The organism is Sphaerochaeta halotolerans (genome assembly GCF_003429665.1).
Classification (GTDB): Bacteria; Spirochaetota; Spirochaetia; order Sphaerochaetales; family Sphaerochaetaceae; genus Sphaerochaeta; species Sphaerochaeta halotolerans.
This window is the reverse complement of the sequence record NZ_QUWK01000008.1, coordinates 23,997-35,494: the sequence shown is the minus strand read 5'-3', so window position 1 is coordinate 35,494 and position 11,498 is coordinate 23,997. Positions and strand designations below refer to the sequence as shown.

13 protein-coding genes are annotated in these 11,498 nt (G+C 45.1%); 2 read left to right on the top strand and 11 right to left on the bottom strand.

Annotated features, from left to right (window positions below; translation table 11 throughout):
* Positions 1–60: 60 nt before the first annotated feature.
* The 8 genes from DYP60_RS08510 to DYP60_RS08475 form a co-directional block, all read right to left on the bottom strand.
* Complete coding sequence (locus DYP60_RS08510; RefSeq protein WP_117330586.1) at positions 61–1,350, bottom strand: ABC transporter substrate-binding protein; 1,290 nt, start codon at positions 1,348–1,350, stop codon at positions 61–63.
* 346 nt (positions 1,351–1,696) lie between these two features.
* A complete protein-coding gene (locus DYP60_RS08505; RefSeq protein ID WP_117330585.1) occupies positions 1,697–2,134 on the bottom strand; it encodes a V-type ATP synthase subunit K in 438 nt (145 codons plus the stop codon).
* 31 nt (positions 2,135–2,165) lie between these two features.
* Complete coding sequence (locus DYP60_RS08500) at positions 2,166–4,004, bottom strand: V-type ATP synthase subunit I (RefSeq protein WP_117330584.1); 1,839 nt, start codon at positions 4,002–4,004, stop codon at positions 2,166–2,168.
* A gap of 1 nt (position 4,005) precedes the next feature.
* Positions 4,006–4,617 (bottom strand): V-type ATP synthase subunit D, encoded by a 612-nt coding sequence (locus DYP60_RS08495; RefSeq protein ID WP_117330583.1) that lies wholly within the window; start codon positions 4,615–4,617, stop codon positions 4,006–4,008.
* Positions 4,618–4,626: 9 nt separating this feature from the next.
* Positions 4,627–5,931 (bottom strand): V-type ATP synthase subunit B, encoded by a 1,305-nt coding sequence (locus DYP60_RS08490; RefSeq protein WP_117330582.1) that lies wholly within the window; start codon positions 5,929–5,931, stop codon positions 4,627–4,629.
* A gap of 10 nt (positions 5,932–5,941) precedes the next feature.
* The gene (locus DYP60_RS08485; protein WP_117330581.1) at positions 5,942–7,699 is read right to left on the bottom strand and encodes a V-type ATP synthase subunit A; all 1,758 of its coding nucleotides are present in this window, start codon (positions 7,697–7,699) and stop codon (positions 5,942–5,944) included.
* An 11-nt stretch (positions 7,700–7,710) separates the two neighbouring features.
* Positions 7,711–8,244, bottom strand: a complete 534-nt coding sequence (locus DYP60_RS08480; RefSeq protein ID WP_117330580.1) for a DUF2764 family protein — start codon at positions 8,242–8,244, stop codon at positions 7,711–7,713.
* Between the two features lie 9 nt (positions 8,245–8,253).
* Positions 8,254–8,856 (bottom strand): V-type ATP synthase subunit E, encoded by a 603-nt coding sequence (locus DYP60_RS08475; RefSeq protein WP_117330579.1) that lies wholly within the window; start codon positions 8,854–8,856, stop codon positions 8,254–8,256.
* A gap of 221 nt (positions 8,857–9,077) precedes the next feature.
* Between DYP60_RS08475 and DYP60_RS08470 the strand changes: the two genes are divergently transcribed.
* Together DYP60_RS08470 and DYP60_RS08465 are read left to right on the top strand one after the other, a co-directional pair.
* Positions 9,078–9,392, top strand: coding sequence for a GIY-YIG nuclease family protein (locus DYP60_RS08470; RefSeq protein WP_117330578.1), 315 nt, complete (start codon positions 9,078–9,080; stop codon positions 9,390–9,392).
* A gap of 47 nt (positions 9,393–9,439) precedes the next feature.
* Positions 9,440–9,841: a hypothetical protein gene (locus DYP60_RS08465; RefSeq protein WP_117330577.1), complete on the top strand. Its 402-nt coding sequence runs from the start codon at positions 9,440–9,442 to the stop codon at positions 9,839–9,841.
* Here DYP60_RS08465 and udp read toward each other — a convergent pair.
* From udp to DYP60_RS14005, 3 genes are read right to left on the bottom strand one after another with little or no spacing between them, the layout of a single operon-like run.
* The gene (gene udp, locus DYP60_RS08460; protein WP_117330576.1) at positions 9,807–10,598 is read right to left on the bottom strand and encodes a uridine phosphorylase; all 792 of its coding nucleotides are present in this window, start codon (positions 10,596–10,598) and stop codon (positions 9,807–9,809) included. The two genes, DYP60_RS08465 and udp, sit on opposite strands and share 35 nt — an antisense overlap.
* Positions 10,599–10,653: 55 nt before the next feature.
* Positions 10,654–11,133 (bottom strand): DUF6530 family protein, encoded by a 480-nt coding sequence (locus DYP60_RS08455; protein WP_117330575.1) that lies wholly within the window; start codon positions 11,131–11,133, stop codon positions 10,654–10,656.
* A gap of 37 nt (positions 11,134–11,170) precedes the next feature.
* Positions 11,171–11,467, bottom strand: a complete 297-nt coding sequence (locus DYP60_RS14005) for a GIY-YIG nuclease family protein (protein ID WP_133299321.1) — start codon at positions 11,465–11,467, stop codon at positions 11,171–11,173.
* Between the last annotated feature and the right edge of the window lie 31 nt (positions 11,468–11,498).

Sequence of the window (11,498 nt, the reverse complement as noted above, 5' to 3'; positions counted from 1 at the left end):
GCAAACAAAAATAATGGGGGGATACACCAATGTTTTGGCGTATCCCCTCCTTAAAGAGACTTATCGAGCGAGATCTGCCGCTTCTTTCAAAGCTTCAGCTGGGCTCTTGTTCTGTTGTTGTAGTGCTTGGATCATGACGGTTGATTTCAATCTATCAATAACAGCAGGAAGTTTCTCCTTGATGTTGACGCTATTGATCTCATCCTTGATGTCCAGCAACATACCGAAGATATCATCATTCAAGTAGTAATCCGTGAATTTATTGGGAGCATTCATCCGAGGATTATCCCAGACATCCCAACGAGGAGGATCAAAGCCAAGGTCTTCCCAGATTCTAAGATTGCCTTCCTCAGATCCCTTTGCAAACATTAGGAAATCCTTGGTCAGTTCAATATCCCTTGCCTGATTGGTGACAGAAGTTCCTGTGCCACCCATACCAGCTGAGCGAGCACCATCAGATGTCCATCTTGGCATAGGTAGAATCAGAATCTTTCCAGCCAAGTCAGGCATATAATCGGTGAATCTATTCATGTACCACATCGGCATCCATACGGAAGCTGCACCTCCATCATTCATAAATCCATAGTACTCTTCTGCATGATGGAATCCACCGGGAGTAGCTATTGCAACTCCACTGTTCAACAAATCCTTGAGATATTGAAGAGTTTTCACATTAGTTGCATTATCGAGGATGACATTGCCATCTGCGTCCAGGAAATCGGAACCTTGTTGAGCAATTAAAGGCCAGAAAGACCAATGCTCTGTTACTTCAATTGTTGTCATAGGTTTGCCAGTTTTTTCTTTTACAATTTTTCCTGCCTTCATGTAGTCATCCCATGTCTTGATGGCATAGGGATCAACACCTGCAGCATTCAGAATGTCCATATTGTAATAAATTACTGATGCGCCAACATGGAACGGGAGTCCATAGTTCTTGCCATCTTTGCTATAGATATCTAAGCGTGCAGTGACAAAATTATCTCGTACCGGATCAATGACATCATTGAGTGGTATAAGCTGAATATCCCCCTTGAGGAAGTTGGGATATTTTGCAATCTCAATGTCAACGAGGTCTGGAGCACCTTTACCTGCCTGCAAGGATACAAGCAGTTTTGTATGCATATCCTCATAGGGAAGAACCTCTCCCTTAAAGTCAATTTTTCTATCTGGGTTCTGCTCATTCCACAATTCAGCCATATCCACATAGAACTGCATATGCAGGTCCTGAAATGTCCAGAATGTAATTTCTGTACCTTCTGTTGCAGAGGAACTTTCCTCTTTACTTCCTGCCGCAAATACCATACCGATCATACAAGTGATCAATACCAAGAACAACAAAATCCGTTTCATAACTCACTCCTTTTTATGAACAATATTTATGTTCTTTACGAGCCAATTGGAATCTTTATTCCAATATTCTTGGTCCTTATGTTTTAGTATAGTACGGATATACAAGTTGTCAAGATTTTCATGAAGAATTATTCAGAATATTGTTTTGTAAGATTTTACATAATTTTTCATATTTAGGATGAAATTCTTACAGGATTGCTATATGAAACATTTTGGTAATGTTAGTTTACAGTATATTATCGTATTTATGTCTAATAGTGCCAATTTTATTGGACTATAAGAAACAGAAAAACGGACACCACCAAGGATGTCCGTCTCTATTATGAACCGTTGTTCGGTAATCTGCTTATTGCAAGGCAAGCAAACTGAAGACCAAAGTGAAGAGAGCAACAGTCTCTACGATACCAATAACGATAAAGTAGTTTGCAGTACCCTTTCCAGTCTCAGCAAGTGCATCACAAGCACAGGCTGCAGTCTTTCCCTGCATCCAGGCAGAGAGTCCAATAGCAGCACCACCAAACACACCAACGCCCAATGCCAAGGTTGATGAGGTACCTGCAGTAATAGCCGCAGCAATGAAGTTCATCAAGAGGAATCCGTAAATGGTCTGGGTAAGCGGAGCACCAGCAAATGCAACCATGATGAACGGTGCAGGCTTGCCATTAGCGTAGCACTTCTTCCAACCACCAACTGCTGCCTGGGCAGCGGCGCCAGCGCCAAGTCCCGACCCAAGAGCCGAAAGAGCCAATGCACATGCCAATCCAATAAATTCCAAGTTTCCCATGTGTTTCTCCTTAGTTGTTACCAAACAACGATCAGTTTTCTTCTACCGTCTGCGTAAACGGTTCATATGCGATCCCGGTCCACTCCATTCCGAGCTGACCGGAGAACTCCAATAGATTCAAGCGAACACCATGCACTACTACACTTAGCAGTCCCATGACAATATTAAGGGAGTGCCCGATGACTAGTACCAAAATACCCCCAACCATCGCAAAACCACTGAGCATTCCACCAGCCATGCTGTTGAAACTCTGTGCAATAGCAACAGAAGCCATCCCTACAGCAAACAAACGGATATAACTCATAATGTTTGAGAATTCGCTGATTGTATTGAGGAACGTAGTGAAAAAACCACCCAAGCCACTGACAAGTCCTTTTCCAAACTTGATCCCAGGTCCTTGTGACCCAAATACTACGACCAGTAGGAACCCTAAACCAACCACAGCAGCAACATACATCAAATTGGCAGGTTCCCCAATGACCAGCTGCAATACCACAAAGTAAAGCGCAAGAATATCCATCAACCACCCGATATCAGCAACGAAGCTCAAATCTTTTTTGGGGATTTTGTGGATTACATTAAGTATACAGGCCAAGCTGAGCTGCACGGTACCAATGATGAAACAGAACTTCATAACCGTATTCTGAGCAGTATTGGCAGTCAAACCAAAGAGTTCAGGATAGTTTGATATGGACGGAATCACCAAGGTCTGTAGGAATGGAACAGCAACAAGGATTTCCTTTGAACCAAACCAAGTGCCAGTCAACGACCCCCACACCACAGTAGCGATACTAAGTACATATATCAACATAACCATAGTATTCGCTTTCTTGGCCTTTATATGCAGAAGTATAGCGGTGACCAGAAAGATAATACCATAGCCTGCGTCACCAATGATCATAGCAAAGAATAGGGTAAAAAATAGCAGGAACCAGGTACTGACGTCATTCTCACGATAACCAGGGACTGTACCCAAGATATCAAACACGGGCTTGATAACCCCTACCCCCTTTGGATACTTGATCAAGGTTGGAGGATAATCATCCTCTGCAACATCATCCAACCGGTATGCCCATCCTTTCTGCTTTGCAAGGACAGCGAAATCATCAACTTTGGTCTCTGGAAGATACCCACTCAACCAGACAAGGTCATCTCCACCTTCCAGTTGTTCTCCAACCTCTTCGAAATGGATTGCCATCTCAAGTTTCTGTAACTGGAATGAGTAAGCATCAAGGTACGTGCCAGCCTCTCTGAGTGACTTGACTACATCCTGTAGCTGACTCTCATCCGAAGCCTTTCTCTTTTGAAGAAACCCTAGCCCATGCTCACCAAGAGAAAATGGCTTGGCTGGAATAGATGGATCAAGTTCTGAAGCGACAGTCGCAATAGCCATCTGACCTGCAACGGGTGAGAGCTCAATATATTGGATGGAGGAATCGAGCTTCTTCAAGTCCTTTTTGGAAATTGTATAGAAGTGCAACTTGATACCCTCGAGGGAAAGTTGTTTCACTTCCTCAGGATTGAAATCGCCCCATTCCTTCAATTCTTCAATGCGAGCTGAATCAGCCTTTATTTCCTCTTCGAGCTTTACTTTTGTTTCGAGAAGTCCCTGATATCGTTCAAGCAACTCATAGAATACTTCGTCAGAAACCTCAGTCTGCGAAGGCATATGCTTCTTGTCTTGCAGATCAAGTATGACATTTCGCAGGGCATACATTTGGTCATGACGCTTTTGAAGCTGTTCGATCTGCTGGTTCTGTACCTGTTCGCTGTTGATATGGAGCAGACCAGCCTTTCTAAGATCTCTGAGCATGGTACGACCGTTATGCGCCTGAACGACGATGTAGGCTTTTTTCATTGGTACAATCATCTCATGCCCCCTGCATCAGTTTTTTCTTGGCGATCTTACCACGAACGACAGCAGCAGTCTGCTGGTCACCCAGGTAAATGGCAATCCTGCGGATATTTTCCTTTGCTTCAGGTATCTTCACCTTTTCAAAGAGGTTTACCCGTTGACTTGTGATTCTCAGCTCACTTTCAAGGAGTCTCACCTGCTGTTCCAACGTGGCAATCAAGGCATCGTATCTGGCCAAGTCCCGTAACCTTTCCAACCCTTTGTCCACCCATAGTGGATAGTCAGCAAGGTTGTAGGAGATAGGTACAAAAGTCAGTTCCTTGAATACAGGAATGGTAACACCTGCAATGTTGCCTTTTGCTTTAACCACCTTGTCAATTTTGATGAGCTTTTCAACCTTTAGCTCAGAAGCGAATGCTGTATTTTCATGGTACACAGCAATCCACGTCTGCATGTCCTGAACGAGAGATTCCTGCTTTTTCCTGAGTGAAGCCGCCTCAGCTGAGATTTGCCTGATGACCATCTGCAACTGTTGTTTTTTCAGTTGCAGGGTTGGCAAATACCGCTGGTATTGCTTCAGCCTGTCTTTCTGCAGTTTCTGTTCGTTCTTGGTCAATTTGACGGCCATCTCGTCTCCTTAGTTATTCAACTTCTTGGGCCAGCGGCTCAGGATTAAATCACTCTTAAGTCCGGTTTCGTTTGGTTCGAAACAGTCGGAGAGAATCTCCCATCCCAAGTCCAGAGCACCCTCAAGGGGAATATTTACACTCAAGTCCATCAACTTGCTTTCAAACAGTCTACCGTATTTAAGAAGTTTCTCATCCCAATCGGTCATATTGAAACCCATTGATTTCTTTTCCAGAGATTCCTTGTACGATGCATACAATTTGATCATACCATCCATCAAAGCACGATGGTCATCCCTGGTGTCCTTGTTAACCTGTTGCTTGAGTCGGCTCAGAGAACCAAAAGGCTCAATTCTTCCACCCTTTAGGTAATACTGGCCTTCCGTGATATACCCGGTATTATCAGGAACGGGGTGTGTGACATCATCACCAGGCATGGTAGTAACAGCAAGAATGGTTACTGAGCCTGCACCCTCGAAGTCAACTGCCTTTTCATAACGGGAAGCAAGTGCACTATAAAGGTCTCCAGGGTATCCTCGGTTGGAAGGAACCTGGTCCATAGTAATTGCCATCTCTTTCATTGAGTCAGCAAAGTTTGTCATATCAGTAAGCAGTACCAGAACCTTCTTGCCATCTTGTGCAAATCTCTCGGCAACGGCAAGCGCCATGTCAGGAACCAACATGCATTCAACCGTTGGGTCACTGGCGGTGTGAATGAACATGATCGTTCGACTCATAGCACCACTGTTCTCCAAGGTGTCCTTGAAGAACAGGTAGTCATCATATTTGAGGCCCATGCCTCCCAGTATGATCAAATCAACTTCTGCCTGCATAGCAATTCTTGCAAGCAGTGGGTTGTAGGGTTCTCCACTTACACTGAAAATAGGAAGCTTCTGACTCTCAACCAAGGTGTTGAATACATCAATCATCGGAATACCGGTTCTAATCATATTACGGGGAATGATACGTTTGGCTGGATTTACTGCAGGACCACCGATATCAATCATGTTGTCTGTCAGTGAAGGCCCGTTGTCACGCGGCCTGCCGGTTCCGTCGAACACTCGACCGAGAAGGTTTTCGGAATATGAAACACGCATCGGAACGCCGAGAAACCGCACTTGGTCACCGGTGGATATACCTTGAGCACCACTGAACACCTGCAACGAGACCAGATCATCATCCAGCTTGATGACATTCGCATAGCTCTGCTCACCTTGAGAGGTGACAATGGCAAGCTCACTGTTACGTACCCCTCGGGCACGCACGGTAATGACGTTTCCTACAATGGATTCAATTTTTGAATATACTTTCTGCATCTGCAACCCCTTAGATCAACTGCTCAGCGTCAGGATCAACACCACGTTGTTTCCCCTGATACAGGGCATGTATCTCCCCTTCTATCTGTGTGAAGCGTTCACTCCCTGATTCCACATTATTCCAGTCAAGGAACTTCTGCCTAATCGTGTTAAAGAAGGAACGCACTTGCTTCTTATCTTCTAGATCAAACTCAGTTGCAAGCACCTTGAACAATACTTCAAACGTTTGTTTCTGTCGCTCTGGCGGAACCGAAGCATCGACTGGGTCGAAGGAATTCTGCTGTAAATAGAAAGCATCAATCAACTCACTCTTCTGATACGTGATGTAATCGGAAACCGATGTTCCTTCCTCACCAACAACCTTCATCATCTGGTTGACCTCATTGCCTCTTCTCAGAATATTTCTAGCATACTCAACCTTGGCCTGTTTAACGATACCCTCATACTTCGACCAAGAGGTAAGTGGATCAATGGCAGGATATTTGCGAGCATCACTACGCTCCCTACTCAAACCATGGAAAGCTCCCACAACCTTGAGCGTCGCCTGTGTTACCGGTTCCTCGAAGTTACCACCTGCAGGACTGACGGTACCTCCAATGGTTACCGATCCAATACGACCATCACGAAGACGAACCTTGCCTGCTCTCTCATAAAACTCTGCTATTCTGCTTTCAAGGTAAGCTGGGAATGCCTCCTCTCCTGGAATCTCTTCGAGTCGGCCACTCATCTCACGCATTGCCTGTGCCCAGCGGCTGGTGGAGTCAGCCAAAAGCAGAACACTGAGTCCCATCTGCCGATAGTATTCAGCCATCGTTACTGCGGTGTAGACAGAAGCCTCACGGCTGGCAACCGGCATAGAAGAAGTATTACAGATAATGATAGTACGTTCCATCAAGGAACGACCGGTCTTCGGATCAACAAGCTCAGGGAACTCCTTGAGAACCTCTACAACCTCACCAGCACGTTCACCACATGCAGCAATTATAACGATATCGACATCGGCATTGCGACTGGTCATATGCTGGAGAACGGTCTTTCCTGCACCGAAAGGACCAGGAGTACAATAGGTACCACCCTTTGCAACGGGGAGGAATGTATCTATGACCCTGATCTTGGTAACCAAGGTCTCATCGGGACGCAAACGTTCTTCATAGAGTTTTATGGCTTTCTTGACCGGCCAGGTGAAAATCATGGAAAGATCTTTCCTGGTCCCTTTGGCATCTTCAACAGTACAGATGGTATCGCGTACTCCATATGTACCTTTTTCCTTGATGGAAACCACCTTCCAAGCAACATCAGCTAGATTGAAGGGAATCATGATTTGGTGAGTAAACAGACCTTCAGGTACGGTACCAAACGTATCGCCGGGGCGAAGTTGGTCTCCTTCCTTTGCCAATGGGGTGAATTCCCAATCCTTGTTCGGGATTGCATCAAGATACACACCGCGTTGCAGAAAAAAGCCACACTGCTTTGCTAGTTCGGGAAGAGGGTTTTGCAAACCATCATAGATCTGTTGCAAAAGCCCGGGCCCCAAGGCAACGCTCAGCATTTCGCCGGAAAATTCAACTGCATCACCGACGCGGATACCCCCGGTCATCTCGAAGACCTGCAAAGATGCAGTATTCCCATTGATACGGATTACCTCACCCTTGAGACGATCATCGCCAACATGGATATATCCGACTTCATTCTTTGCAATAGCACTGTCGAACTCGACCGTTACCATATTCCCGTTGACGCCTAAGACACGCCCACTTGTATTTGCCATATCCAACTCCACTAATTGTTCTCAATCTCAGTCTGAATATTGGAAAAGAGACGCTTGAACTCAGCGTTTCCTTCCTCTCGGGTAAAAAGACTTTTTCTCTGCAGCATTTTCAGTTTCAAAGCATATGAAAGAAGCCCTTCAATATCAAACGTATGAAGAGCACTTAACTCATCCAGGTAGTTCCAATGTAATTTTATGAGCAACATTTCCGCTTGCAATACGTCATCGCTGGCAAGGGCCTGCCGTACAATATCGCTGATTCTTGCTTCCTTCTCACCGTCATTACGGTAGGAAGGATCTGAAAGCGATAGTTTTTTGCTTCTCGCCTCTGTAAGCTCTTTCTTCACCATATCAGCAAAATGTTGGTACCGTGAAAGAAAATGATGCATTGAAGCAACACCTTCAACAGCCTGCTCCAAAAGCAGGTAGTGTGCGTTGCTTACCTGATCTTTACAAAGTGCCAGAAAAGCATCAGTTGTAAACGGAAGCGTTCCGTCATACCGTAAGGAAGGTAACGTTGCTACCAGATAATAGTAGGAAGCCACGACAACTCCTTATTGTTCCGCTTTAAAAACGATATCCTGGATGGAAGGAGACAGGAACGGACGAAGCAGCTCCACAGTCTCCTCTGCACTGAAATCATAGAATGCCGATCCATCTTTCTCGCTCACCCTGAAACCAGACCTAACCGATGGCACTGCTTTGATCTCAAGGCCTTTCTTCATTTCCTCGCCAAGTTCTTTTTTCAGAGAAGTTGCAAGCTGGTCGAAATCTTTCTTGCTCAGCTGAACATCCTTACCCCCAACATCAGAAAGTGAGGAAATAACCGTAATGATGACATTGGCCAGTTCCTTGCTGGAATAGGCTTTTTCAATATCGGTTGCAAGAATCCTGTCCAGTTCTGCCTGTATGGCTTTCTTTAGGGAAAGCATTACATCTCGGCTAGCTTGCTGAAGGCTGCTGATTGCGCTCTGGTCCCGCGTCTGAATCTCTTTGTGAGCCTTCTCGATTTCCTGAGCGGCCTCTTTACGGGCTTTCTCCACCAATGCAGCAGCTTCAGCCTTTGCATCGGCAATAATCTGTTCAGCCTCTTTCTGGGCAGCCTCAATCCCATCCTTGCGGATGGAAGCAACCAAATCTTGAATCTGTTGAGCCATCTGAATTCCTACCTTGTCCTTAAGTTCCAATTGGTCACGAAATGTTTGGTTTCTGCATAGTCACACAAAAATTGCCAAACTTCAAAGAATTATCGTGCAATGAACATAAAATTTCAACCTATTTATTAATTTTTGTCTATTTGGCTATGTTTATGCTCTCATAGCAAAGAGATACTCTATGGATTCTATACCATACCTCTTTTTTTTGCTAGGATGTTGCCATGGATATGCATACAAGACACGCTCATCTTTTCACTAACAAAACACAACGGGGTATACTTTGTATCGAGAATCTTCAGGATGGAACAATGCATCTTATGACCAGTGAGAATTTGGCGAAGGACATACAATCCACTAGGTTCCTTTTGGATCTTGGAACATTTGAGCATAAAGACCTTCAGGACGCATATGAAAGAATTGGTCTGGAAGCCTTCTCCATCAAAGTCCTGGTAACTGCTAAAGATGAAGAAAACCTTGCAACGCTACTTGCTGTGCAAGAAAAACGCTTGATGGCACAGGGCAAATCCTTGTATTGAAGCATTTCCATGGTAATTCCTCCTTTTGCAATACAAGGAGGATTACAATGTACGGAAGAATTCAGAAACATAGTATAAAAAGGCTCTACACCAATGCACAGGATGCCTATCGGGTGCTTGCCCATTACTACCTGCAGGTCACGAATGCAGGAGGATACATCCTCGATTATCTTCTGCTGCCACATTCTATTGACCTTCTGCTCTTTTTTCCAAAATCGAAAAAGGATGTATTTGCAGTTGATTCCAAACAACTTCTCTCACTTTTTGGTACCCTAGGGTCAGTGGGAAAGCACTATCCATTTTCTGGTATGTATGAATTGTATCATGCAAGTCACTGCTTCTGTGAACTGGGAAAGGCAGGAACCAATGTCCTGCCTTTCAGTCTGGAAACCATACTTCAAGTCAAGAAATCAGCTAGTCTTTGTGGACCTTCTCCTTGTCTTTTTTAATCAAATTACGAACGCCTTGTATCGTGACACGTATGGCATCCTCAGTATCATGGAGTTTTGGGTTTTCCATCCCGAGTAACTCTCTTTCTTGGTTGCCCACAACGAAGAAATCACTTCCACACCGTACCCCCAAATGTGCCGCTACCACAAAAAGCGCGGCACTCTCCATCTCGCTTGCCAGAACGCCAAGCCGCTTCCAAGCCTCCCATTTGTTGATCAACTCATAACTAACCGGCATCACGGAAGGATCATGCTGCCCATAGAAGGAGTCCTTACACTGGACAACACCGAGATGACTTGTTTTACCGAGTTGTTCTGCAGCTTCTTTCAGGCAAGCAACCACCTCAAAGTTTGCTACAGCAGGGAATTCAATCGGTGCATACTCCCGGCTCGTTCCTTCCATGCGGACAGCAGAGGTGGCTATCACGATATCGCCGCCCATCACATCCAGGGCTATACCCCCGCACGTACCCATCCTAATAAACGTATCACTACCACATTTAAAAAGTTCTTCCATTGCAATGGAAGCGGAAGGCCCACCTATACCGGTAGAAGTAACGGAGACCTTCTCCCCATCCAAGTAACCAGTGTACGTGACGAACTCCCGATTATCAGCAACCAGTACTGCATCATCAAGATATTTAGCGATAAGCGGTACCCGTTTTGGGTCTCCTGGAAGAATGACATACCTGCCAACATCACCCTCTTTGATATGCAAATGGTACTGAATACCTGTCCCGTTCATATAATCTGACATAAATCCTCCTTCCCTGCTTCATGGTATCATTTGGTCTAGTTGGGTGCAAGCTGTCTCAGTATCCCATCTGCTTCAACATATCGGCAAGCACACGGAATCGCTCCCCAAGTCTCTCTCCTTCCTGGGAAAGTGCATCGTGGAGAAGCCGGATATCAGTGTCTATCATTGGATTATCCGTGCAAACCTCTACGCTCATAGCATCTCCCTGTAACCCGATACGGTCGATGATTGGCTGTTCAGGATTGTAGAATTTGGGAAACCGGTAAGCATCCTGGAAGTAGAGATTCGTCCTACATACCAAGATTGCCAAATCCAGAGCACGGGTCAAGGGAAGCTCTTCACTCTGCCTAGACCACTTTTCCCCGGTATAACGCCAGACTTTGGCAGAGGCCTCCACACTACCACGATCATTCCATTGAGCAAGACCTATTGAGAGTCCTTTAGCGTCACTATCATTTGCTTGTTTTCCATCAACTTGTTCGTAGTTAGGTACTACGATTACAGGTTTATGCTTCAAATTTGTAGGTATGTTCATACATGTATCTCCTGTGCTTGTGTATAGGTTTGTTGTATCATGGAAAGCATGGATTCCAGCTCCTTGGCATAATCCACCATATCATCTTGATACTCCAACGCTTCCAAGAGTGAAAACGTAATACCAGTTGGCCTCTTCTTGCTGTAGCTATCCTGCAGTTCTGGATAGTTGCCAGTGCCTCAACAGAGAGACGAAAAAAGAGCGAATTCTTGGTCGCTTGGATATCGCTGCTGACACCTAGGTATTCCTGTGATGTACTGCTATCAACCAACCGGAAAACACTCATTGGTGGTTTTTGCTCCTCATAGAGGGCTCTAAGATGTTTCTTGTTCATACTGTAACCTTTAGTAAATTACTAAATTAGT

Excerpts from the sequence above, each read along its gene's own strand:
- udp (WP_117330576.1), bottom strand. The coding sequence starts at position 10,598 with ATGTCAGATTATATGAACGGGACAGGTATTCAGTACCATTTGCATATC.
- DYP60_RS08490 (WP_117330582.1), bottom strand. The coding sequence starts at position 5,931 with ATGCAGAAAGTATATTCAAAAATTGAATCCATTGTAGGAAACGTCATT.
- DYP60_RS08475 (WP_117330579.1), bottom strand. The coding sequence starts at position 8,856 with ATGGCTCAACAGATTCAAGATTTGGTTGCTTCCATCCGCAAGGATGGG.
- DYP60_RS14005 (WP_133299321.1), bottom strand. The coding sequence starts at position 11,467 with ATGAACAAGAAACATCTTAGAGCCCTCTATGAGGAGCAAAAACCACCA.
- DYP60_RS08470 (WP_117330578.1), top strand. The coding sequence starts at position 9,078 with ATGGATATGCATACAAGACACGCTCATCTTTTCACTAACAAAACACAA.
- DYP60_RS08455 (WP_117330575.1), bottom strand. The coding sequence starts at position 11,133 with ATGAACATACCTACAAATTTGAAGCATAAACCTGTAATCGTAGTACCT.
- DYP60_RS08465 (WP_117330577.1), top strand. The coding sequence starts at position 9,440 with ATGTACGGAAGAATTCAGAAACATAGTATAAAAAGGCTCTACACCAAT.
- DYP60_RS08495 (WP_117330583.1), bottom strand. The coding sequence starts at position 4,617 with ATGGCCGTCAAATTGACCAAGAACGAACAGAAACTGCAGAAAGACAGG.
- DYP60_RS08505 (WP_117330585.1), bottom strand. The coding sequence starts at position 2,134 with ATGGGAAACTTGGAATTTATTGGATTGGCATGTGCATTGGCTCTTTCG.
- DYP60_RS08485 (WP_117330581.1), bottom strand. The coding sequence starts at position 7,699 with ATGGCAAATACAAGTGGGCGTGTCTTAGGCGTCAACGGGAATATGGTA.
- DYP60_RS08510 (WP_117330586.1), bottom strand. The coding sequence starts at position 1,350 with ATGAAACGGATTTTGTTGTTCTTGGTATTGATCACTTGTATGATCGGT.
- DYP60_RS08500 (WP_117330584.1), bottom strand. The coding sequence starts at position 4,004 with ATGATTGTACCAATGAAAAAAGCCTACATCGTCGTTCAGGCGCATAAC.